The following is a 24515-nucleotide window of genomic DNA, read 5'->3' as shown; positions in this document are numbered from 1 at the left end:
GCCGACCGGCGGTCGGGGTCACGTGGGCAAATGCCAAATCCAGTGGGCAATCAGGTGGAATCTTCAAGCTTAGCTACAGTCCACCGTATCAGGCCCCACAGTATGAGGATTTACCATGACCGATTCACGCCGCCCATTCGGGGCGCAAGAGCCGTCAGAAATCGACGATACCGAAGACCGCATGGGCTCGGTTGAGCCGCTGGATTTCGACGATGACGAAGACACGCATGAGCCTTTGACTGATTTGCTGAGCGATGAAGAATACGAGCGCCATGTGGCCGCCCATCGTCCCCGTAACAAAGAACTGAGTGGCGCCGCACTGCCTGGCCGGGACTCAAACCCGGATGATCTGGACGCCGACATGCTCACCCCTGAAGACGGCGCACGCGATGCCCAGGAAGCCGCGCAAGCCCGTGGCGGCGCGGCCGATTGGGATTTAAGCGTGGTGGATGAAGACGAGATCGGCGCAGGCCGTGGGCTGGATGAGGCCGAACTGGCCGATATTGACCCGGTGGGGCGTAAAGATTAAAAGCCCCTCCCCCCCAAGCCTCTCCCAAAAGGCGAGGCCTGGGTGGGGGTCAAACGGTCAGTCCACCAATGTACAGGCCATGACCACCGCATCTTCGCGACTGCCCACTGCCGGGTAATAGTCGCGGCGGCGGCCGATCTCGTTAAAGCCATAGCGCTCGTACAACTTGAAGGCCGCGGTATTGCTGTCGCGCAGTTCGAGGAAGCACTCACGGGCTTCATGCCGATAGGCAATCGACATCAAGTGTTCCAGCAGTTTAAGCCCCAGGCCACGGCCCTGACTTTCGGGTTTGACCGTGATGTTGAGCAAATGCGCTTCGTCCAGAATGATCTGCACCACGCCGTGGCCCACTTGCTGCTCGCCTTCAAACATCAGCCAGATGTGATATTTGCCCAACCCATCGAGAAAGATGCCTCGGGTCCACGGGTGGCTGAATGCCGCGTATTCAATTTTCAGTACGGCATCGAGGTCCGCCTCGGTCATCGGGCGGAACGTTACAGCGTCACTCATTGATAGGTTTCCAGCGCGCCATCAGCCGGCGCATGGCTTGCCACACATCCGCTTTGCGGTGTGGCTCATCCATTAACAGTTCAAGGCCCGGCAGCGCCCATGCGCAGCCCAACCCTTCAATTTCAAGTTCGCGATTAAACGACTCGGCGTTGACCTCACCGGCGAAACGTACCGCAGGCAATCCGATCAACCATAAGCAGGCGCACTCGGCGTCTTCAAGCCGCGCCATCAGAAAGCCCTGGACGAATTCACGGGCCGCATCCGGCCCTTGATCGACGTTGCCACGGCGCAGCAAAGGCCAGCGTATCGGCTCGCCAATGATTTGCGGGCTATCGGGCAAGCCCGCAGCACGCAGCATGTCTTTGAGCAACAAATAGGCTGGATCGCGGCTTTGGAACGCCCCTCCTGTGGGTAACTCCACCAACACCAGGCAACGCCCTGCGCGCAGTAACTGCAAGGCAAAACGCGGGGGCGGCACGGGCGCCGCTTTGGCCACCACAGGCGCGACGTCGGCTTCGACCACCGGTTTGCTCGCCGCACGCACGGTGACCGAAGGCCGTGGCACTTCGATCTTTGGCCGCTCGGCAGGTGCGCTCGGTGCGACCACCACCTTGGCCTTGGCCACAGGCTGCGCAATCACGGGCGCTACAGGCACCTCATCAAGCACCAGCAGTTCTGGCCGCGACGGGGCGGCAAACGGCAATTCAGTGCGCGGTAACCAACTGACCACTTGCATGGCGGTCAAGTAAGCGCGGCGGCGGGACTCATTCAACAAGGGTCGGCCATCTGTGGATAACAAAAGAGCGGGGATTCTACCGCCCTTCTGCCCTTCACGCCTGCTGTTGATCGCCCAATGGTTGCTGGGCCATCCGGCAGCAGATCGCCAAGTAAAGATGTGCGCAGTACAATCGCTGCCTTTCATTGCCAATCGACCGGCCCTCCCATGATCGAACCCAAGCGCGTTTTACGTGCCCTCGCCGAGCACTGGGCACTCCTTGAGCCTTTGTGTGAACACTTCGACCAAGGCACCTTGAGCCTCAGCGAGCTGCGTCTGCAATTGGCAGCGCATCAGGTGGACAGCACACCGCAAGACATCACCCAGGTGCTCGACAGCTGGATCCGGCTCGACATTCTGGTGCCGGTCGCCAAAAGCCCGAACCGCTTTGAGCTGAACGCGCAAATCCATGACTTCCTGGCCTATTTGCGGCGTGAACACCGCCTCGGCCTGTGCCTGGAGATCGAAGCCTACCTGCGCCATCTGGAGCGCCTGGCGGGTTATATCCAGGATGCGTTCGATATCCGCGACGGCAACGATCTGGCGCGCCAGCTGCGTCTGCTCGATATGCGGGTACGCGATGTGCTGAAAAAACTGGCCAACGATGAACAGGCGCTGGTGGCTGTGGCAGAGCGTGCCAAGACCAGCGACCGGCAGATCCCGTTGCGCCAGCGTTACGCCGAAGTGCTGGCGACGTGGGATGAATACGTCGAGCCGATGATTCAGTTAGTCAATGCCGACGGGGCCTTCGAACAAGGCGTGCGCAAGGTCGAAAATGTGCTGCTGCGCATGCTCAGTGAACAGCAACGTCTTGGCCACTTGGTCGATGACGACATGCTGCTGCGCACCCATGCGCGCATCCTCGAAATGCAAACCAGTGCGCAATTGACGCTGCGCCACGCCCGCGAACTGCTGCTGCCGCTGCGTGAAGAGGCCCGCCGCCACAACGCCGTCACCCGTGGCGCGGCACTGGCCCTGGCGGCTATTCGGCGCAAAGGGCTGGACGCGGTGCCGCAAGCAGCGATGCCGATGTTCACTCGCCCGCAAAGCACCTTTTTGGGCAGCGCCAGCCAGGTCGAGGCCTACGTGTATGCGCTCGCGCGCTTTGAACCCAAACCCGCCCGGTTCCCCAAAGCGCACAAAACCCACAAGGTGGGCGAGGCCCCTAAAGCACCGCGCACGGTCAAGGAAATGCTCGACCGTTGCAGTGACGCGCTGCCCATGCCGGACTTGATGAGCTGGTTGCTGGCCCAAGAGCCCAACGGCGACACCGACGAATTGCTGTATTGGTTCTCGCGCTTGTCGCGCGAGAAACGCTTCGTGCGCGAACGTCTTGAGCGTCGCGAGTATCACACCCACGAACATTTGGTCAGCCTGCGCTCCTTCGCCCTGCTTTCACGCAGCGAAGATGCAGCCGAGCCTACTGCGAGCCCTCTCCATGCATCTTGATCTGTCTGAACTGTCCCAACTGGCACCGATTTTTCGTGAATTGTTCAAGGGCTACCACGTCAGCCGACGCGACCCGGAGCTGTACGCGCAGTTGTCGAACTTCCAGGATCAGTACCGTGCCCTGTTCAAGGCGCTGGGCTTTGAGCTGGTGTGTGATACCCGCGGTTTTTATTACTTCGTGCCCGACACCGCCACAGCGCAGGTCAACAAGACCGCGCAGCGTCTGGCGCTGTTCACGTTCATCATCGTCGAGCATTTGGCCGATCAGGGCCGCGACCCGATTGCCGTGCTCGATGGCGGTAGCCTGGGCCGCGACGAACTGCCCGCGCTGCTGGAAAAATACCGCGACCTGTTTGTACAAGCCGAAGTCACGACCCAGGACGAGCTGGAAGAAAAGATCATGCGCCGCATGACGCAACTGGGCTTCGCCAACGAAGAGAACGGGGTTTATCGCTTCTTGCCGCCGATGCACCGTTTTCTCGATGTGTGCCTGTCGGTGCAACAGGACCGCGACCTGGCGGCCAGCCTGCACAGCATCTTGCCGTTACCCACGCCCGTGTTGGCAGGGGACGACCCTGAGGTCGAGGACGAAGACGAAGAAGCCGCCTTGGCGCGGGCCATTGCCGCCGAGCAACAGGAGATGGACGCATGAGCCAGGAACGCTACGGAATACGCCGCTTTGCCTTGTTGAACACTGCCGGTTACAGCTTGGGCCTGTTCCCGCTGGAACATCCGTTGTCGGTGTACGGGGCCAACAACCTCGGCAAGTCGGCGTCGATCAACGCTTTGCAGTTCCCGATTCTGGCACGCATGTCGGACATGAGCTTCGGCAAATACAGCCTTGAACAATCGCGGCGTTTTTACTTCGCCTCCGACACCAGCTATATCCTCGTTGAGGTGTCCCTGCCCCACGGCCCGCATGTGATTGGTGTGGTCGGGCGCGGCCCCGGAGGCGGTTTCGGCCATCAGTTTTTCGCCTACGCCGGCAAGCTGGACCTGGCCCATTACCAAAAAGACGACACCTGCCTGCGGCAAAAAGAGTTGTTCAGCAACCTTGAGCGCAACGGCCTGAAAGCCTACGAACTCAAGCCTGACGAACTGCGGCGCTTGCTGGTCGGCGGTCACACCTCGATCCCGCTCGACCTCACCCTGATCCCGCTGCGCTCCACCAGCGAACAGAGCCTCAAAACTTTCCGCGCGCTGTTTATCAACCTGCTGCACATGCGCGAAATCACGGCAGCCAAGCTCAAGCAACTGTTCCTCGATGCCTTTGAGCACAGCCTGCGCTCGGGCAGTGTCGATTACATCGCCGCCTGTGAAGAAGCGTTCCGCGATGTACGGCGCATGGAGCAGGATTACAACGCACTGGTCGGCGCCGGGCCACTGGTCGAGTCATTGGCTGGCGGTGTGCGCCAGCGCGACCTGCTACGCGGCAAGCTGCATCGCCTGTCACCGGTGCTTGATTCATTGCTCGGCACTTGGCAGGACTATGCCGGGGCGCGCAAAGAGGAGCTGCTGATTCAGTCCGAGCACTACCGCGGCGAGCAAGACGCACTGCAAAACGATCAGCGCAGCAGCACCCAGGAACTGATGCGCCTGGAGCGCGAAATCACCGGCATCCAGCGCTGGCTGGGCGAGCTGTCGGTGCTCAAGCACCGCTTCGCGCTGGTGGACGATGTGAAAGTACTCGAACAACAGTTGCTCGCCGCCAAAGACGCGCACGACGAACTGGCGGGCGCGCTCGCGCAATCGCGTCAGTTCAGCGCCGAAGACCTGGACGAGCGGGTTCGCGATCTGGAAAAACGCCTGAAGTCAGTCAAGCAGCAACTCGATCACGCCGACAACAACAGCTACGCCCGTCTGCGCGAAGAATTTTCGCAGCAGGACGTTGAGCGCCTGATGCGGTTGTTCAACAGCGCTCTGTTCAGCCTGCCGCTGGGCGAGCACGGGATTGCGCTGGACGACAGCGACGCGTGGGTCAAATCGCTGGAAATGATCCTGGAGGGGTTCAAAGGCGAACGCTTTGAAGCACCGGGGCTGTCCATCGACCTCAGCCATATCGAACCGCCTGCCTTGCAAGCACTGGCAGACCGGGCCGCACTGCGCGATCAAAAAGAGCGTCTGGACAAAGAACTCAAGCAACTGAAAACCCAACAGGCCGTGACCTCGGACCGCGCGGCGAGCAAGCACGAAGCCGAGTCGCTGTACCAGCAAGTGCTGGACGCGCAAAAGGCGCTGGAAGACTTGCGCCGCTGCCAGACGCTGAGTGCCGAAGAAGGCGAAAAACTGGAGCAACTGGCTCAAGCTGAAGCGGCGCAAGATGAATTGAAGCGCTCCAGCGATGCGTTCACCGAACGCGTGCAGCAACTGTCGGCCAAGCTGCAACTGGTCGGGCGCCAGCTCGGCGACATGGAAGCCAAGCAGCGCACGCTGGATGACAGCCTGCGCCGCCGCCAACTGTTGCCCGCCGACCTGCCTTTCGGCACCCCGTTCATGGACCCGATCGACGACTCGATGGACAACTTGCTGCCATTGCTCAACGACTATCAGGACACGTGGCAAGGGCTGTTGCGCTGCGACGGCCAGATCGAAGCGCTGTATGCACAAGTGCGCTTGAAAGGGGTGGCCAAGTTCGACAGCGAAGACGATATGGAGCGCCGACTGCAACTGCTGATCAACGCGTACGCGCACCGCACTGAAGAAGCCCTGACCCTGGGCAAAGCGCGGCGCGCAGCCGTCACTGATATCGCCCGTACCCTGCGCAACATTCGCAGCGACTACGACAGCCTTGAGCACCAACTGGCGCTGTTCAACCGCGAGATCAACAAACGCCAGGTATCGAACCTGCAAAGCTTTCGCATTGTGCTGGCGCCCAACAAGGAAGCGCTCAAGCACATCGATCAAATTATCCACAGCGCCGGGCAATACGAAGAGGGTGAAACATTGTCGGTGTTCGACCTCAGCCAAAGCGCCGAGCAAGACAACAAGAACGAAGAAGCCAAGGAATACCTGGCCCGTCTGGTGGCCGCCAACCATAACCAGTTGGGCCTCAAGGACCTGTTTGAACTGGCATTCGAGATCACCAAGGTCAATGGCCAGCCGGTGATTCATACCGACATCGACGGGGCGGCGTCCAACGGCACCACCATGACGATCAAGGCGCTGACCAACATGTATTTGTTGCTGCACTTGATGGACCGTGACCTGGCCGGGCGCATTCGTTTGCCGTACTACCTCGATGAAGCGGCAGACATTGATGAAAAGAACCAGACCGCGCTGCTCGAAACCAGTTTGCAATTGGGCTTTGTGCCGATTCTGGCCAGCGTCAAGCCGCAAGTGTGCGCCCATGTGGCCATCGACCTTGAGGGTGGCAGCGGGCCTAACGGGATTTATATCGATGAGGATGACTGGAAATACATTCGCCGCCATGACGAGGTGAAACCTGCGCTGGCCGCGGTTGCACAACAGCCAGCGCTGGACGAGGTCTGATGCACCCAGGTTGTACACCACAAGGCCGCGATCACTGATCGCGGCCTTTTTTTTGTTCAACAGGCGAGTAAGACGTAAAGTCGATCACACTCGAAGTTATCCACAACCGCAGATATCGAAACGTCTACAAATATGTCTTACATCAGAAACTAAAATATATTTTTATTTTCAGAAAATTCCTACCAATCTTCCAACAAACAAACAGCACACTGCTAAATGCTTTAACGCCGCAGTGCTTGGCACTCTAACAACACTGCTTATCCGGGTTTTAGATGCTTTTTCGGTGACCACTGTGGTATCTCATACCTATTTCATCTACCTCAGGCACTTCAGAAAGCCGTAACCTTTACACGTTGCGTGACTTAAAAAGAGATATGTTTATCCAACTAGTGACTCACTACACTCTTTCAGATCCGAAAATGCTTTTCTATCAACATGTTGGGATAGCTAAAGTCAGCAGCCTACAAAGTATTCTTAAAAAGTTGTAGGAGATATCATGCGTAAGGCCCTAATTGTAGACGACCATCCTTTTATTCGACGCATTGTCAGGTTGGTATTAGAGAAAGCCAATTTCCAGGTAGCGGCAGAAACAGATAATGGGGCAACCGCTCTGGACTTGGCGCGATCGCATGTTCCGCATCTAATTGTTCTTGATCTATCAATGCCCAAGCTGGATGGGCTGGAAGTGTTGAAGCGCCTGCACATACTCGGTTTACCCATAAAAGTATTGGTCCTCACCTCCAAGGGGTCTGCATTTTTTGCTGATCGCTGTATCCGTGCAGGCGCCATCGGTTTTATTGAAAAAACCGAAGATGTGGACGCGTTAACTCACGCTATCCATCGCGTGATGAGTGGCGGCATTTATTTAAATGACATTAACGCCAATGTCGCCACTGCGGGGAACGACAACCAAAGCGATCAACAACTGATCAAGACACTGTCTGATCGAGAACTGAGAACGCTGCAATATTTAGTATCAGGTTTATCCAACAAAAAAATATCTGAAACCATGCTGTTAAGCGAAAAAACCGTCAGCACCTATAAAACCCGCGTCCTCAACAAGCTCAATATCAAGTCTGTGGTCTATTTGGCTGAGTTCGCAAAACGCAACAATCTGGTCGAATGAGCACATTGTCACGTCGACAATACCTGCCCTTGTTCTTCTCGTTATGTATGACGTCGACGGGTTGTGCAGGCTCCGTCGACTTGCAACTGCTGGCTCGTTCGCACATAGATATTGCGCCTCTGGGCCTGAGCGAGGGCGACAAACAATGGTTAATGAGCAAGGGTTCGCTGACGCTGGGCACCTCAGCACCAGACTATGCGCCCTTTGATATTTCAACCGGCAGCGATTATTTCGAAGGATTGACGGCCGACTATGCTGGGTTGCTGAGCCAGCTGCTACACATCCCGTTCAAGGTGCGCCGGTATGATTCTCGCGCCGAGGTCATTGAGGCGTTAAAAAAAAGTGACATTGATTTACTGGGAACGGCCAATGCCTATGAGATGACCGATCCCGCGCTGGCATTCTCCTCACCGTATGCACTTGATACGCCTGTGCTGGTCACGCGCGCGGGCAACAATCTGCAAAACGCTGCGCAACCAAAAGGGCTGCGGCTGGCCATGCTGTATCACTACCAGCCACTTGAAGAGGTCAAAACGGTATATCCGCATGCGGATGTGCAGCTATACGCCTCAACCCTGAGTGCTATTGGCGCGGTCGCTTTTGGTCAGGCGGACATGTACCTGGGGGATGCCATCAGCACCAATTACCTGATCAATAAAAACTATTTGAACAACGTTTATCTCAAAGACTTCTCCCCTATTGAGGGGCATCCTTTTTCTTTTGCAGTCCATCACCCCAATCCGCGTTTACTGCGAATAATCGATGCCGCGCTGGCTCGCATTCCCCCGGACGAAAGTTATGCAATTTTAAGCCGCTGGGGGGGTAGCGGCATGAGATTCGAGGGGCGCGACCCGTTGCACTTTTCGCCGTCAGAGCAGCTCTGGATCACTCAGCATCCCCGGCTGAAAGTGGCGATCACCGAAGATTTTTTGCCCTTTAACTTTTTTGATGATCGTGGCGTTTTCAGCGGGCTGGCGGCCGACCTGCTGGCCAAGATCAGTGCGCGTACAGGGCTGAAATTCGATTTGGTACGCAGCAATTCCGTGGCGCAATTGACGGACATGATCAAGCAGGGTGATGCCGACCTGACCCCCGCCTTCACCCCCAGTAACAGCCGAGAAAATACCCTGCGTTTTACCAAGCCCTATCTCACCACCCCTTTTGTATTGGTCACACCTGTAAAGCCGGGGAGCGCGCTGACACTGGATATGCTGGAAGGTAAGCGAGTGGCGTTGGTGATCGACAACACGACGCACCCTTACCTGAAACAATACTTCCCGGGCGTGAAACTGATTGCGGCCACTAACTCCGCGCAAGCCTTGGCGATGGTTGCCAGGGGCGAAGTTGAAGGGGCAGTCAACTCATTGATCAGTGCACGTTATTTGATCAAACAGCACTACAGCGGCCAATTAAGAATTCGTAGCACCGTGGGCATTACGCCTGCCCAGTTTTCGTTGGCGGTCGGTGCGAATGCGCCAGCGCTGTACTCAATTTTAGGCAAGGCGCTGACCAGTATTTCCCCGGAAGAAATGGATGTGCTGACCAAACGCTGGCAAAGCGCAGTCGTGCTGGACAGTCGATATTGGGAGCGTCACCGCTCAACGTTTCTAAAAGTCTCGATGATTCTGGCAAGCATCTTGGTACTGGGGGTTGTGTGGATCGCTTACCTGCGCGGGCTCATTCAGAAACGCGATCACGCTGAGCGCGCATTAAGTGATCAACTGGCGTTCATGCGCACCTTGATCGACGGCACGCCCCACCCTATTTATGTGCGTGACCGTGAAGGACGTTTGTTGATTTGCAATGAAGTGTATCTAGAAACCTTTGGCGTCAGTCGCGAAGCCGTCATAGGCAAAAGCCTGCTTGAACTGTCGTTTAGCCCCAAACAGCAAAGCACGGCCTACCACAATGACTATATGAGCGTGATGCAAGACGCTCGCCCACTGCTACGCGACCACCCGCTGACACTGCCTGACGGTCGGGTGCTGACGATTTATCACTGGGTGCTGCCTTATCGGGGGAGCGACGGTGCGGTGGCAGGCATGATCGGCGGCTGGATCGACATCAGTGAACGCGCCCAACTGTTTGAGCAGTTAAAAGAAGCTAAAAATCACGCCGATCAGGCCAATCTGGCAAAAAGTGATTTTCTGACCACCATGAGTCACGAAATCCGCACGCCGATGAACGCCGTAATCGGGATGCTTGAACTGGCTTTGAAAAAAGCCGAACAAGGCGTTGCCGATAAAGAGTCGATCAACGTGGCGTCTGAAGCGGCACATGGGTTGCTTGAACTGATTGGTGAAATCCTGGATATCGCGCAAATTGAATCCGGGCGCATGTCACTCAATCAGCAACGCACACACTTGATGGCATTGGTCCAGTCCACCGTTCGGGTATTCGAGGGCATGGCCCAACAAAAAGGGCTGTTGATGAGCGTTGAGCTTGACCCAAAAATCAGCACCGACGTATTGATCGACCCGCTGCGTTTCAGGCAGGTTCTGTCCAACCTGCTCAGCAATGCGATCAAGTTCACAGAGGCCGGACAAGTGCGTTTGAGTGTTCGCGCCAAGCGTTCTGATGATGGTGAAAGGCTTCACCTCTCTGTGCAGGTTGAAGACACGGGCATCGGTATTTCAAACGACGATCAACAACGTTTATTCAGTTGTTTTTCCCAGGTCAACCCGCAGCAGCAAACACCGGGCGGATCGGGACTGGGGCTGATGATCAGCCGTCAGTTGTGCGCCATGATGGGCGGCACGCTGACGTTGGAGAGCACGCTGGGCAAAGGGACGTGCATCAACATGCAACTGGAGATCGTGACGTTGCTGTCACAGATGCCGGTTGCACCTGTCGCCAGTGTGGCGGGCTGTCAAACTCGACCTTTAAAAGTATTAGTGGTTGACGATTACCCCCCCAATCGCAGGTTGCTGACTCAACAGTTGGGGTATCTGGGGCATACCGCGATTGAGGCCACAGACGGTGCGCAAGGGTTGAAAGCCTGGCGGGCAGAACGCTTTGACATGATCATGACCGACTGTTCGATGCCGGTCATGGATGGTTACGAACTGGCCCGCACCGTACGTGCAGAGGAGGCAGCCACTGGCGCCAGCGCCATTTTAATCGTGGGATTTACCGCCAATGCCCAGATCGGGGAGGCCGAGCGCTGCTTGGCAGCGGGAATGAATGATTGCCTGTTCAAACCCATCAGTTTGCAAAGCCTGGAAGCCCGACTAATGTCGGCGAATCGGATCAACGTCGATCCGCATAGCGAACATTATGTTTCGCCCTCAAGCCAACTGATTGATCTGCAAGCCCTCGAACAACTCACCGGCGGGGACGCCAATACCCTGAAAAGTCTGCTTGAGCCTTTGATCGATAGCCTCGAAGACGATATGGCGTGCCTGTTAAAAGCATTCACCAAAAACGATTTACCGGGCCTCAGTGATATTGCCCATAAGGTCAAAAGCGGGGCAAGAATGATCAAGGCAAAGCATTTGGCGCGCTGCTGTGAAAGCCTGGAACAGGCATGCTTGAGCCCCGAGTGGAGCCAGTTGGCACAACGCGTCGATGAACAATACGAAGCAATGGCGCAAGTGATGGAAGTGATTGAGGTGTATCGGGTTTGAGCATGGCCCGTGCGTACTGAACATTCTCGTCGCACGGTATCCATCAGCGCAGGTCTGCATCCCTTGGGGCTTAAGGTATGCCCATGACTAACGTGCCGCTCCCGGAAAAAGCACCGGTGGCTGGAACGCTGCCGGGTCGACGGGTGAGCGCGAACGTCACATCGTCCCCGCCCGAACTGTTGACGATGTTGGTTGAGAAGGCACTGCCGGGGCTTACTTGCCCTGCCCCTCGCAGCATTCCCGTGCCCAGGTTCGGATTGCTCGTACTCAGCACACCGGCGTCAAACGAGGCAGGAATGCCCTGTAGCGTAATGGTGATAGGCATCGTAATGCCGGGATCTGGGCAAGAGTAGTTCAAGCGGATGTTGGTACGTATTGGCGTACTACTGGCCGCTTCGCCAATGAGTGTACGGTCGACGGTGTTGAAGTTGACGTCGATGGGACGATTGCCGTTGATCGTGCAGGTGGACGGTTCAGTTATAAAGTCATTGCCTGCATACAGCAGCACATCCACATCATGGTCAGTATGAAAGCCGTCTTGACGAAGCTGGAAGGTGGCGAACCAATCCCCCGCACGAATATTAATAGGTTTGCCCGGAGAGCCTCGGGTCAGGATGTACATGAAGGTCTCAAGATTGCGCCCCCTTCCGTCATTAGGCATCGTGGCCAGCAGGACATTTCCCGTCACGGGGCTGGGGTAGTCCCTGCCACGTATGCGCAACCCCACCGTGTAGTTACCAAAATAAGGAGACAGTAAGGCCCCCGGCTTTGTGTACAAACGGTCCGTGCTTGAGGCAGGCCACCCATCCGGTGTGTAACGGCACTCCATAATGTAACCATCAAGATCAATTCGCCCCGTACTGGGGTGATCAATCAAAGGCACGGTGAGCGGAAACCAGCCGCCGGCCACACTCTCCCAAGGACCATTGTTCACTCGGCATTGTGAAGCCGACACGGACTGCATGAGCAGCAACAGCACTGTACCGATTATAAGTTTCATTGTTTTCTCACTTGTATTGACTCAAGAAGACAGTCTTTAAGCGTTAGGCGGTTCGCTTGAGCGCGCATCCTTGAACACGTATTTATTCAACATGATGTTGTTTCAGGGCACGCCCATCACTAGCGTACCGCTCGCGTTAAAAGCCCCCGCGGCCGGAGTGCTACCCGATTGCCGTATGAGTGCGAAGACCACATCGTCGCCGCCCGAACTATTATTGATCATGCTGTTAAATGATTGCTCTGGCCCAATCAACACCCCGGCACGTAACAGTCCAGCCCCTAAATTGATGTTACTCATGCCCAGCACATTGGCATTGAAGGAGGACGCCGTACCTTTGAGCGTTATTTTGATTGGCAAGGTGACCCCCGGGTCGGGACACGAGTAATTCAACCGTACCGGCATGCGGATCGGTGTACTGCTAACACTCTCACCAATCTGGGTGCTGTCCACTGTACTGAAATTGATATCAATGGATTGATTGTTATTGATGGTGCACGTCGACGGTTCAACGACGAAGTTGTTATCGGCATATAGATAAACCCTCACCACGGGCTCAACCGGGTTGCCCGTATTGTTGGTTTGTTTTAAAACCATCGTGCCTAGAAGGTCCCCGCGGCGAATATCAATCGGGCTGCCGGGCGATCCTTGAGTGAGGATGTACATATACGTGCGCAAGTCGACACCCCGCCCATTGTTCGACATCGTGGCAAGGTGAATGCGAGGGCCTACCGGTATCGGGTAATCAACATTGTTAATGCGCAATCCCATCCTGTAGTTCAAGAACTTCGGCCCGGGGACTAACGCATTCGTGTAGGTGTGCCAATAATCTTTGACCGTTGCCGGAAAACCATCCGGGGTATAACGACACTCCATCAGATACCCATCCAGTAAAATCCGCCCCGAACCGGGGTGCGTCAGCACGGGGGCGTAAATATAAAGGGAGTTATAGGTCACGTCTTGCCAAAGCCCGCCATTCACTCGGCATTGCGAAGCCATAGCGGTATGCATGAACAACAACAGCAAGAGGCCGGTCAGGTAATTCATATTGAAGTGTTCTCTTCACACGAGAGCGTCGGTGCACCCCGCGCGGCAGGAGGGTAAGAGTTAAACCGTTAGGGGTAATCCAGGGTAAACGTGGAGATCGCACTAAATACACCAGCGCTAATCGATTGATCCGCCAAGGCTTGGGGTTCACCCCTTATATAAGCTTTGAAAGCAATTACGTTGTGACCGTCACTGAGCGCTTGTTCATCGCTGACCACATTCAAAGGCAACGGTTGGTCGGCCGGTGTTTCAAGCCCTATCGCAATACCCTTCGCAACGCTGCCGCCGTCCAGCGCCAACAGCCCGGGAAGTTCAATATTTTCCACACCACTGAACGTCGTAGTGACCGAATCAGCAGTACTCGAATCGCAGTCTTCAAGATGGATTTCGAAAAGCCTGCCCACCGTGCGAGTGTTTGTGTAGAGGTCGCGGCTTGAGACCTCTCCCATCTCAACCGCCAACGCCTCATCACCTGGACGAAGGGTGCAGGCCTCAGCCACCAAATTGCCTTTGAATATAAGGTTATCCGCGGCCTGCCCTTGGCTTGGCGTCAGTAAAAACCCTGCCAGTAAAAAAAATAATCTGCCCACCTGAAAACCGTTGGCTTGCATTGCACTTCTCATAACCACCCTTCCTTACTGAAACTCAGCCAACAATGTGGCCGAAGCCGTAAACCCGCCCGTGGCGAGCAGCACGCCTGGCCGCTTGATCGGTACGGCTTCCAGCACTGGCGGAGTTGTAGGGTTGATGATCAGAAGCGTGTTTAGGTTCAGGGGCGTGCCGTCTTGCAAGAGTTGAACGCCCAGATCAGCGACGCTGGTTTGCACGGCGGATGATTCGAAAGACGTGGCGACCCCCTTGACCGTCAATACCATTTCCCATGGCAAGGTTCCCGACGAGCACGTAATCGTGTAGCTCACCGGTCGGCGATAGTTAATGCCATCAACCTTGCTAATACCGACATCCATGAAGTCGGTTTCTATCAAGCCGCCGCTGTTGATCGTGCACGGCGGCGGTTCGACCAATGTGCCGTCGAACGTAAGGTTCGCCACTGCATTGCTGCCAAGCCCCATGGAACACAGTGCGAGCAGAGCAGGCTGGAGCCAGAGTCTCATGTGTTTTTCCTTGTCATTGCAATGCAACCACGACCGTTGCCGACGCCGAAAAAGCACCGGCGCTGAGCACGCTGCCAATCCTTTTCACGGGCACCGCCTCCATGCGCGGTAAGGTCGGGTAGGTGAAGTTCACCGTGTTGTTGAGGGGCCAGAGCGCACCATTGATGAAGAGTTTGATGCCCAGATCTGCGTTGTTGGTACTCAGAGACGTGCTGTCGAAGCCTGCCCCGGTGCCTTGCAGTTTCAGGGTCATGCCATTTGAGGGCAGGCCCGTACAGGTGACCGTATAAGGCACCTGGCGGCGATAATTCACACCGTCGATTCGGGTCGTCATAAGGGCATTACCAAACGGAACATTGAGCGTGTTCCCGCCATTAATGATGCAAGTCGGAGGCGCAATGATGACCCCGCGGATCGCCAGAGAGACCTGTGCCAGAGCCGCTTCGCTGATGGCTAAAAGCAGCAGAGTGCACACACATAAGGTTCTGGCATTGACGGCTTTAGCCATGGTTGCACCCTCACTCATAATTGAGCCTGAAATCCACCACGGCCCTGAACGCGCCATTGCTCAGCGCTGCCGGGGTACGGGTGGGCTGGACATACCACGTCAAGGTGTCACTGCCGTGGGCCAAAAATAAAGGTTCGCCTCTAGACCCCAAACGCACATCCCGGCCCATTGAGTCGCTTAGGCGCAGCCCTAACCCGGAGATGCCGCGTACCTGGACCAGGCGGGAGTCATCCGCATCGGCAGGCGCCAGAAATGCAACCGACACCACCGGGTGATAAGCACTCCAGACCAGCTTGCCCGTCCGTTCATTGGTGATACTGCCCGCTGCCCGTCGACAATCAAAAAATCGCAAATGGAACGCAATGGGCGTCGCCCCATCACCGGGTTGTTGCAATTGACTGCGCGGGATATTACCCAGCTCCACGGTCTGATACGCCGAGGACATTTCCACCATGCAGGCGGAATGGTGCAGGGAACCTGAAATGTCCAGTAATCCGCCCATACCGTCCTCATCCGCAGCCTGGGTGCCGGGCGTCAGTAGCACACACAACAGGCAAACGAGGGTCTTTGTACTGTCAGGTTTCATAAGCGCCTCCTGTAGCGTGCATTACTCATCCCCCGGTGAGGCCGCCAGGTTCACCGTGCAGGTATCACCCGAACAGCTGAAAGCGAGCGTCGGACGACCGCCGTAGTCATTCACATAAGTCATATACGGTGTAACGCCGAGTGCTTTGGCACTGGAGGACAAGGTGAGCGACCCTTTGGGCGGCACCATTAACGGCTCAAAACCTTCGGCTGTCTTGGCATCTTTGCTGCGTCGGGCATCGACGAGCGTGACGTAATACGGGGTTGGATTATTCACCCGGTATTGATCCCCAACCCGCGTAAGAGTCAGCTTTTGCTGCCAGGGATTGGACAGCTGCTGCTGGCTGGGAACGATCGCGGCTGGCCGATAAAACAGCTTGATCCGGGTTTGCAGGGCAATTTGAAGCGTGTTGGCCTTGTCTGTACGGGGCGGAATTTCACGCAGGTTGAAGTAGTAGACGCTCTCCCGGTCCTGGGGAAGCATTTTAGCGGCGGGCAATGCCTGAACTTTTACCTGGCTCTGCTTACCCGGCTCCAGGCGTTGAACAGGAGGAAGCACCGTCAGCGGGGTGCTGATCTTGTTACCTTGTTCATCCTCGATCCAACCTTGAGCCAGATAAGGGAGCTGTGTGTTGTTGTTGGTGATGCTCATGCTGACAGCGTCTTTACTGCCATCAAAAATGACCCGGGTTCGATCAAGGCCAATGGCCGCTTTGGCGTTGTTAAGCAGGCACAACGCAACCAGCGCAAGTGCCAACGGCGTGAAACGCGATGTAGGCGTCATAAGTGTTTGTTCTCCGTGTCGTTGTCAGTCAAGGGGGTGAGTGCAGGCGACTTGTCATTCGCACTTGCGCCTTCGCAAAGCAGGTTCAGCGCAGACACCAAACCATCGGCTGGCACGCTCGCAGGTAACATCAGGGTGCAGCGTTCAGTACCGCCCCAACTGACGGTCATCTGTTTGCCAGGCTCAATACCACTCAGGTAAACACTTCCGTCCTCGTTGACGATGCCCGTGTCCTGCTGCCTCTGATTTTTCACTGTGGCGCCAAACGGAGGCGTACTGCCATCAAGTAGCCGGATCACCGCCATGGCTTTCTCGCCTGAGATCACATCCAGTGAGCGGTAGCCAATAGCCCCTTCAGTCAAGGTCAGTTGGGTCACGGATTGAGTCGCTTCGGCATTGGCTGGCAAGTTTTCCAGATCAACGCTCGCCGCCGTACGGTGATAACTGCTGATGTCTGAAATAACGGTTTTACCAAACGCGTTACTGCGACTCGCCGCACCATATCCACGGATCGGGATATCGGGCACACCGGCGGTGTCGACCATCAAACGCGTGCCGCCCATACTGCCGCTTCGATGCAAAGCCCCCCCTTTGGCGGTGAGGGTGCCGCCGCCGCGCGCAGAAAGACTGAGGCTGGTGTAGTCGTTTTCTTGTGCGCTGGCGCTGAAGTCCAGGTTGGCGCGATCACCCACATGGCTCAGGTATCCGCTGACCGAGTTATCACTGGCCGAGAGTTGATAGCTATTGCGCTCATCGAGTCGATCACTGAATCGCGCTGAATAGCTGTTTTTGTCCATCGTTCTGCTGGCGCTCGTCGATAACGTCCCCGATCTGCCCAACGGCAGGCTGAGCGACAGGTACATCCCGGTACTGCTTTGTGCTCCGCTGCGTTGATCGCGCTCCTGATTGCGGAACAGATTCATCGACAGGCTCATATTCTTGATCGTGCCCATATTGAAATAACGCGCCAACGATAAATTCCATCGCTCGCTAGCCGGACGGTCCCAATAAGACTGGTTGCTGTAGTTGAGATAAACAGAGACTCCCGCGTCACGGAACTGCTTATTGAATGTTGCGGTATAGAGCGACTTACTGCCTCCCACGGGGCCGCCGTACTGACTCGCATCCAAATATTCACTTATGCTCAGGTAGTTTTTCTCGGAGAAGCGGTAACCGGCAAAAGTGATTTGGCTGTCAAATTCCTCAAATCGCTTCGAATAACTCAAGCGGTAAGAAGCACCCGACAAGGTTTCATCCGACAGGGATGTTTGAGCACGCGTGGCATCAAATGACAGCGCTCCAAATGCAAGCAAGTCACGTCCTACACCCAGGGAAAATGCTTTGTAATTGTTGTCTGTGATTGCACCGCCATACAGAGACCAGCCATTGCTCACCCCCCACGAGAACTCACCCGTGGCGAAAGCATTGCCTTGCCCTCCCTTATGCAGGTCTGATGGCCGGCCACCTGCCACTTTGTAACGAACAGTACCGGGGCGTGTCAGGTAGGGAATACTTGCCGATTCAACCTGGAAAGTGGTGACGGTGCCGTCTTGCTCTTCAACGCGAACATCCAGAGAACCGCTGACGGCATCATTGAGGTCTTGAATGCGAAACGGTCCGGCTGCCACGAGCGTTTCGTAGAGCACACGGCCCTGCTGGCTGATGACGACTTTAGCGTTGGTCAAGGCCACACCTGACACTTCAGGCGCATAGCCGCGCAAGTTGGGAGGCAACTGCGTGTCGTCTGAATTCAGCGAAGCACCGACAAACCGAAAGCTGTCGAAAATATCTGAATACAGGTAGTTTTCACCCAATGTCAGGCGCGACTGGATAGAAGGTAATGCGCGATATGCGTAAAAACGGCTCCATTCCAGTTTTTGTGTATTGCCAGTATCAGCGCTGTCAGCCCGGCCTTGCCAGTCGGCGCGAAAACGCCAGGGGCCAGCATTAGCACCCACGGTGCCGTTACCGCTGAAATTGTTGCGTACCGATTCGTCTCGCTGATGGATGTTCTGCGCTGTGATGTTGTAATCAAGCAGCAGACCCGGAACGCCTTCATCCCAACGCGACGGAGGGTCCCAATTGGGAGCGCTGTATTCAAAGTAAGCCTGAGGCAGCGAAATGTGCAGCGTGGAGCTGCTCAAATCACCCGAAACTTCCATTCCGGGCAAGCTGCGGGTGTCTAGACACTCACCACTTTTCCACCAGGTCAGTTGAGCTGAATACTCTTTTTTCAAGCCCATTTGCCCCACCAACTCTGGGGTCAAGCAAGCCAGGCTGTCTTTCGGGTCCTGTTCGGAGGTGTGAAACGCCACCGACTGCTCAGGGAGTGTGTCGCTGTTAAGCTGCACAGCCATCGGATAAGTCCCCGGCAGGATAAAACCACTGCGCGAGAATTGAGACAGGTCAAAATTGCTACGATCATGCAGATCAAGAATATCGGTGTTGAACTGGATATCCCCAGCAGCCAATACCCCACTGCTTATCGACAGGAGTCCTGCGAGCAAACCGGGTTGAAGTCTTGGCTTGCCTATCAAAGGGTTTAATAACGCGCACAGCCCATACATTCAGTAATACTCCAGCCTGAAACGCACCGCAGCACGATGAGTTCCGACAGCTATTGGCTGATCATTGCCAACCAGTTGAAGCACGTAATTGAGCACCATGTCCTCTCCCGCCAAGGGCATCAGGTCCATGGGCACTCCCGGGATACTTTCCTGACCGTTTACATCCGTTATGTGCAAAGCCACACCCTGCGAAGATCCCAAGGCAGCAAAAGAGCGCCCCTCACGATCAGTCAAACCTTCAAAGGTCACCCGTACATGTTCCGAATCCGGTAAGTATTGACCTGGACGATCAGGATCAGGGCGGGTCAGCGAACACTGGATCAAGCGCAATGAAAAAGGATGTGGATCGCTCTCTCCCTCGCGAACTAATCGCCCGACAGGGACGGGCGTCATATCAATTACTTGATAAGCGCTGTTAGCATCCAGAGCACATGCGGAATCAAGTATTTGCCCACCTAACGTGACGACACCACTGCCTTGTTGGCGTGGCTCGGCAAATACCGACAGACAGGAAGTTAGAAACATGGCAAGCACGCAACTAAACGCTGACGCCGTAAACACTTTCACATTGATTCCCCCTCCTGTTTTGTCCTGCCGCCGACTACACGGCGGCAGGACTAACATTTATTGGTAAGCCAAGGAGAAGTTCGTCACGGCGCTAAACTCACCCGGCGTAATGTCGCCCGTTGCCTGACCTTTCAAGAAGGCGCCAAAAGACAGTTGGTTATTACCGTCCTGAAGGAGTTGCGGCTTGGTTGCTGTGCCCAGTACCACCGCGGTGCCACTGCCATCAACCATCATGACGCCAGCGCCTTTGGCAGTCCCGACGATGCCCAACGCACCGGGAACATCGGCTGATTCAGCACCGGTGAAAGTCGTGGTGACCGTTTTATCGGTCAGGCTGGTTACGTTGCAGCCCACCAGTTTGATGTAGAAATCTTGAGGCGTTGCAGTGCCCCCCCCGGTCAGTGCCGACTTTGCAACTTGGCCCAGCCCGATGGTTTGATCCACACTTTCGGGGTCAATGGAGCAGGCGGCTTCGATAATCGCCCCTTTAAACGTAACAGTGCCTTGGCCTGCGCCTGCCGCATGAACAACAGAGGCAGAACCTGCCAGAAAGACCATGGAAGCCAACGCAGTTTTTATTGCAATGTTCATCTAAATTGTTCCTATGTAAGTCAATTAAAAATACGTTGCTTTAATTACTCACACGTTTACGTGACCGTGGACACTTGAAAAACACCTTGCACCCGAGCAAGGTGTTTAAACACGCACCCGTTCACAACGGCGCTCATCACTCAAGGACAAATGAATGCCCCGTGATTATGCGAACACCGAAACAACGCACAATTAAAAGCAATCGTTAATTTCAGCATTGTTTTATCAAAGGCTTAAATATCGCCACGCACTGAGCACAAAGACTTATATACGCAGAGCAACTCTCTACCCTTGATGAAACAGTGAAGAATCTAACTGTTTATTTTCAATTCGCTTGTAGGAATTTACTGAACATTAAAAAATCGTTCCGGCGTGTCATACAGGCCACGGGAGCGTGGTGGTGAAAAATGAATAAAAAAAAACCGCGATCAGTGATCGCGGTTTTAAAGGCTATGGGGGGTTACTTGCCGAGTGGTATTTTCGGCGCCCATTGAAGCCATTCATCTTCAAAGGCATCGAACAACGGGAAGGTTTGCTCCGGCCGGGCCTGATTGCCCATTTTGCCGTCATCCGGCGTTGCAAATGCGATACCGCCTTGGATCAGGGTCTCAAGTGATTCGGTGCGCACTGTCGCGCCTTTAAACAAGCCAAAGTCGACACCAAAACCACTGGTATTCCAAAAGCGGCTGCCGCTGCGCACCAGAGGTGCGTAACGTGGCTCGATCAGGATGTGCACCAGCACTCGGTCCGCCGTATTGCCCAGCTCATATCCGGTTACCTTGCCCACGGTAACTTCGCGGTAGGTCACCGGTACACCTTCTTTCAGCGATCCGCGGCGCGCAGCACTCAGCACCAAACTAAGCCCGGCCTGAGGCAGAGCAGCATCAGGCGCGCGATCCAGTGCTACGAAGCTGGTTTGCTGGCCTCGGTCTTTGGCCGCAGGCTGCACCTCAAGGTATTGACCCGTGACGAGGGTTTCCAGGTTGGCCGTTTTCATCAAACCCAGTTCCGGTTTAACCACCCAAAACTGTGAGCCGACCCGTGCAATGCGATCAGGAACTTCGGTAATACGTGCCTGAAGCAAGACAGATTGCAGATCATCACTCAGATCAACGCTTTCAACTTTGCCGACTGTCAGTCCTTTGAAACGAATGGGTGAACCGCTGCTTAAGCCGTCAGCACGGTCTACTTTGATCGTGATGGGCACGCCTTGCTCCATGGCCGCATCGCGATCAGTAAACAAGCGGAAACGTGGAATGCGCTTTTGCAAAGGGGCCGTCGCTTTCGGCGTTTCGAAGGCAATGCCTCCTGCCATCAGGCTTTGCAGGGATTCGCTTTTAACCTGAATGCCGCCCGTTAATCCGCCTGTCAGGGTTATGCCACTGGCATTCCAGAATCGCGTAGAGGCATTCACCAGATTTTCATATTCTTTTTCAATGTGAACGCCAATGATCAGTTGCTTCTTGGTGCGAGAGAACTGATAGCTCTGAACCGATCCGACTTTAACCTGTTTGTAGAGAATCGGACTGCCCACATCCAGCGATCCCAAGTTGTCAGTGAAAAGCACCATGTGCAGACCTGGCGAACGTAAATCCAACGGCGGCGCTTTAGGACGGGCAATGAACTCGCGCTCAGGTGTGCTGCCCTTATCGCCAGGACGTATGGCAATGTAGTTGCCTTTGACCAACGCTTCCAGACCGGTAATGCCCGCCAGTGATATAGAGGGTTTGACGACCCAGAATTGAGTGCCTTCTACCAAGTAGTCTTCGGCCAACGGGTCCAGCGCCAATTCAGCGCTTGCGCTGGTTAGATCTGGATCAACCTTTAAGCCTTTGAGACTACCGACTTGAATGCCTTTGTACATGACCGGCGTACGGCCTGCCTGTAAACCTTCGAAGTCGCTGAGTTTAACTTTGACCTTGATCCCGGCCTGCGCCGCATCAAAGTCCTCATACAAGCGGAACGGCAAGCTTGAGTCGGTCGGCGGGCTGTCTTTACGATTCTCCGGTGTCGCAAAAGCAATGCCGCCAGCGACGATGCTGGCCAACGACTCACTTCGCAGCTTTACACCGGACAGATTGGCGTCAATGCTGATGCCGCTGGCATTCCAGAAACGTGTGTGTTTACGCACCAGGTTGGCATAAGTCGGCTCAATGAAAACTTTGACCTCAACAGTGCTCTGGTCTTCAGACAACACATAACTCTTGATTTGACCGACCTGGATTTGTTTGTAGAACACCGGACTACCGCGGTTCAGTGAACCTAAACGATCTGCCTTGAGCGTGAGGTGCAACCCAGGCTTTGCGTCAGACAGCGGCGGCTCTTGCGAAAGAGCTTTGAACTTGCGCGTAGGCCCGCCATCCGCCGGGCTAACAGCGATGTAGTTACCGGACACCAGGGTTTCGAGGCCAGTAATGCCTGCCAATGTCACGCTCGGTTTGACCAACCAGAAGCGGGTGTTGGTTTTCAGATACTGCTCAACATCCTTGTCCATTTCGACTGTGGCGATGACGCCTTTACTAGGGCCTTCTTCATCCAGCGCCAAGGTCTTTACCTTGCCTACTGGCATGCCCTTATAGACCACTTCGGTTTTATTGGCGACGATCCCTTCCCCACTTTCGAAACGAACCTGGATGTTGATCCCGGTTTCGCTGTAAGCACGCCAGCCCAGCCAGCCGCCAATAATCAGCGCGATGAGGGGAAGAATCCAGATGGCCGACCAGTTAGAGGCCGGGCGGGTTTTAGCGGTAGGTAAATCACTCATGGTCGTCGTCCGACTCCGTGTTATCCCAAATTAGTCGGGGATCGAAAGTTACAGCGGCAAGCATTGTTAGTATCACCACACTGGCAAACGCCACAGCGCCCAGGTTGGCCTCGACACTGGCTATACGGCCAAAGTTAACCACTGCTACCAAGATGGCAATCACGAAAATATCCAACATCGACCAGCGGCCAATGAATTCGATAAATCGATACATGATGATGCGTTGCCGGGCGGATAAAGGCTGGCGGCGCTGAACAGAGAACAGCAGCAAAGCAATACCCACCAATTTAAAGGTTGGCACCAGAATACTGGCAATAAATACCACGGCAGCAATCGGGATCATGCCGTGCTGCACCAACTCGATAACGCCGGCCATGATGGTACTGGGCGAACCCTGCCCTAACGAACTGATCGTCATGATGGGCAATAAGTTGGCGGGTATATAAAGAATGGCTGACGTCAGCAACAGTGCCCACGTTCGCATCAGGCTGTCGGGACGACGCGCGTGTACTAAGGCGCCGCATCGAGTGCATGTTTGTTCATCTGTTTGAGGGTCTTGCCGGTTCAGTTCGTGGCACTCGGTACAGATCAAGATCCCGGCATCAATCGCACGCATGAGCATCCTCCCCTGAGAGGGCCTGCCATATCTGGTGAGGTGACATGACGACCTCCAGCCAGACTTGAACCAGTAACAGGCTGACGAAGCAGGTCAGGCCAAGTCCAAGGCTGAGTTCCGCCAGGTCGGCCAACTTCACAATCGCCACCAGCACCCCCATCAAGTAGACCTCAAGCATGCCCCAATCTTTCAGGTGGTGATAAATACGGTAAATAAGCAGGCCATATTCGCGTCCTATGTTCCAACGAATACTGAGTAACACAGCGAGCTGGCAGAGTAGCTTGAGCAGTGGGATGCCCATGCTGCACAGGAACACGACAACAGCGATACCTTGCATACCCGTATCGAACAACCCGACTACGCCGCTCCAGACGGTATCTTGTGAGACTTGGCCCAAAAGATTGAGTTGCATGATGGGCAGAAAGTTCGCAGGCACGTAGAGCAGCAGAGCCGCAATCACCAGCGCGAGACTGCGCTCAACCACATTATGACGATGGGCATAAAGCTCATATCCGCAGCGCGGGCATTGAGCTTTCTCGCCGAGGGCAAGATGCGGCTTGCGCATCAAAAGATCACACTCATGGCAGGCCACTAACTCGTCCAGCGGTAAATCTGACACCCTGCGGGCGTCAACCGGATCTGGCATATAAGGAGTCTCTGGCTTTGAAATGACTGCGCCCATTCTAGTGTGCGGAGCATGAAATGACTGCGTCTATTTGTAGGACTTTAGGTGAAGCACGCCGCAGTTGTACCCGGCATGGCTGGTCAGTGACCTGAGATCACGTTGCAGGCTGAGCCGATAATCATTGTTTTTCGAGCGCACAAACAAAATCCCCATCTGCGTGAGCAGACAGGGATTCTGGAATTTAA

General features: G+C 55.3%; 21 protein-coding genes. 6 read left to right on the top strand and 15 right to left on the bottom strand.

Annotated features, from left to right (window positions below):
• Positions 1-115: 115 nt before the first annotated feature.
• Positions 116-529, top strand: a complete 414-nt coding sequence (locus tag AP059_RS06415; RefSeq protein ID WP_059762396.1) for a hypothetical protein — start codon at positions 116-118, stop codon at positions 527-529.
• 57 nt (positions 530-586) lie between these two features.
• On the opposite strand, the gene rimI is transcribed toward AP059_RS06415, so the two are convergent.
• Together rimI and AP059_RS06405 are read right to left on the bottom strand one after the other, a co-directional pair.
• The gene (gene rimI, locus AP059_RS06410) at positions 587-1039 is read right to left on the bottom strand and encodes a ribosomal protein S18-alanine N-acetyltransferase (protein WP_059762395.1); all 453 of its coding nucleotides are present in this window, start codon (positions 1037-1039) and stop codon (positions 587-589) included.
• Positions 1032-1814 carry an SPOR domain-containing protein gene (locus AP059_RS06405; RefSeq protein WP_082706764.1) on the bottom strand — a complete coding sequence of 261 codons (783 nt, stop codon included), beginning with the start codon at positions 1812-1814 and terminating at the stop codon, positions 1032-1034. Before AP059_RS06405 ends, rimI begins: the two co-directional genes overlap by 8 nt.
• Positions 1815-1982: 168 nt before the next feature.
• Here AP059_RS06405 and mksB point away from each other — a divergent pair, with 168 nt between their 5' ends.
• From mksB to AP059_RS06380, 5 genes are all read left to right on the top strand, one after another.
• On the top strand, positions 1983-3263 hold the full coding sequence (mksB, locus tag AP059_RS06400) for an Mks condensin complex protein MksB (RefSeq protein ID WP_059762393.1): 1281 nt from the start codon (positions 1983-1985) through the stop codon (positions 3261-3263).
• A complete protein-coding gene (mksE, locus tag AP059_RS06395; protein ID WP_059762392.1) occupies positions 3253-3915 on the top strand; it encodes an Mks condensin complex protein MksE in 663 nt (220 codons plus the stop codon). Before mksB ends, mksE begins: the two co-directional genes overlap by 11 nt.
• Positions 3912-6752: an Mks condensin complex protein MksF gene (gene mksF / locus AP059_RS06390; protein ID WP_059762391.1), complete on the top strand. Its 2841-nt coding sequence runs from the start codon at positions 3912-3914 to the stop codon at positions 6750-6752. The genes mksE and mksF overlap by 4 nt, the downstream gene beginning before the upstream one ends.
• A 496-nt stretch (positions 6753-7248) precedes the next feature.
• A complete protein-coding gene (locus AP059_RS06385; RefSeq protein ID WP_059762390.1) occupies positions 7249-7878 on the top strand; it encodes a response regulator transcription factor in 630 nt (209 codons plus the stop codon).
• Complete coding sequence (locus AP059_RS06380) at positions 7875-11504, top strand: transporter substrate-binding domain-containing protein (protein ID WP_082706763.1); 3630 nt, start codon at positions 7875-7877, stop codon at positions 11502-11504. The genes AP059_RS06385 and AP059_RS06380 overlap by 4 nt, the downstream gene beginning before the upstream one ends.
• Before the next feature lie 70 nt (positions 11505-11574).
• On the opposite strand, the gene AP059_RS06375 is transcribed toward AP059_RS06380, so the two are convergent.
• The 13 genes from AP059_RS06375 to AP059_RS06315 form a co-directional block, all read right to left on the bottom strand.
• Complete coding sequence (locus AP059_RS06375; protein ID WP_059762388.1) at positions 11575-12504, bottom strand: fimbrial protein; 930 nt, start codon at positions 12502-12504, stop codon at positions 11575-11577.
• A 102-nt stretch (positions 12505-12606) separates the two neighbouring features.
• A complete protein-coding gene (locus tag AP059_RS06370; RefSeq protein WP_059762387.1) occupies positions 12607-13548 on the bottom strand; it encodes a fimbrial protein in 942 nt (313 codons plus the stop codon).
• 68 nt (positions 13549-13616) lie between these two features.
• Complete coding sequence (locus AP059_RS06365; RefSeq protein WP_059762512.1) at positions 13617-14159, bottom strand: fimbrial protein; 543 nt, start codon at positions 14157-14159, stop codon at positions 13617-13619.
• Between the two features lie 24 nt (positions 14160-14183).
• On the bottom strand, positions 14184-14663 hold the full coding sequence (locus AP059_RS06360; RefSeq protein WP_059762386.1) for a fimbrial protein: 480 nt from the start codon (positions 14661-14663) through the stop codon (positions 14184-14186).
• Between the two features lie 13 nt (positions 14664-14676).
• Positions 14677-15171: a fimbrial protein gene (locus AP059_RS06355; protein WP_059762509.1), complete on the bottom strand. Its 495-nt coding sequence runs from the start codon at positions 15169-15171 to the stop codon at positions 14677-14679.
• Positions 15172-15181: 10 nt separating this feature from the next.
• Positions 15182-15757: a fimbrial protein gene (locus tag AP059_RS06350; protein WP_059762385.1), complete on the bottom strand. Its 576-nt coding sequence runs from the start codon at positions 15755-15757 to the stop codon at positions 15182-15184.
• A gap of 21 nt (positions 15758-15778) precedes the next feature.
• A complete protein-coding gene (locus AP059_RS06345) occupies positions 15779-16540 on the bottom strand; it encodes a fimbria/pilus periplasmic chaperone (RefSeq protein WP_059762384.1) in 762 nt (253 codons plus the stop codon).
• Positions 16537-19107: an outer membrane usher protein gene (locus AP059_RS06340; protein ID WP_082706762.1), complete on the bottom strand. Its 2571-nt coding sequence runs from the start codon at positions 19105-19107 to the stop codon at positions 16537-16539. The genes AP059_RS06345 and AP059_RS06340 overlap by 4 nt, the downstream gene beginning before the upstream one ends.
• The gene (locus AP059_RS06335) at positions 19108-19674 is read right to left on the bottom strand and encodes a fimbrial protein (protein ID WP_371260624.1); all 567 of its coding nucleotides are present in this window, start codon (positions 19672-19674) and stop codon (positions 19108-19110) included. It abuts the gene before it with no gap.
• 57 nt (positions 19675-19731) lie between these two features.
• Positions 19732-20265 (bottom strand): fimbrial protein, encoded by a 534-nt coding sequence (locus AP059_RS06330; RefSeq protein ID WP_059762382.1) that lies wholly within the window; start codon positions 20263-20265, stop codon positions 19732-19734.
• Positions 20266-20725: 460 nt separating this feature from the next.
• Positions 20726-23029 carry a PqiB family protein gene (locus AP059_RS06325; RefSeq protein ID WP_059762381.1) on the bottom strand — a complete coding sequence of 768 codons (2304 nt, stop codon included), beginning with the start codon at positions 23027-23029 and terminating at the stop codon, positions 20726-20728.
• Complete coding sequence (locus tag AP059_RS06320) at positions 23022-23645, bottom strand: paraquat-inducible protein A (protein WP_059762380.1); 624 nt, start codon at positions 23643-23645, stop codon at positions 23022-23024. Before AP059_RS06320 ends, AP059_RS06325 begins: the two co-directional genes overlap by 8 nt.
• Positions 23632-24291 (bottom strand): paraquat-inducible protein A, encoded by a 660-nt coding sequence (locus AP059_RS06315; RefSeq protein WP_059762379.1) that lies wholly within the window; start codon positions 24289-24291, stop codon positions 23632-23634. The genes AP059_RS06320 and AP059_RS06315 overlap by 14 nt, the downstream gene beginning before the upstream one ends.
• Between the last annotated feature and the right edge of the window lie 224 nt (positions 24292-24515).

The sequence above is a fragment of the Pseudomonas sp. TAA207 genome, from assembly GCF_001529285.1.
Lineage (GTDB): Bacteria > Pseudomonadota > Gammaproteobacteria > Pseudomonadales > Pseudomonadaceae > Aquipseudomonas > Aquipseudomonas weihenstephanensis.
This window is presented reverse-complemented; position numbering and strand designations above follow the sequence as displayed.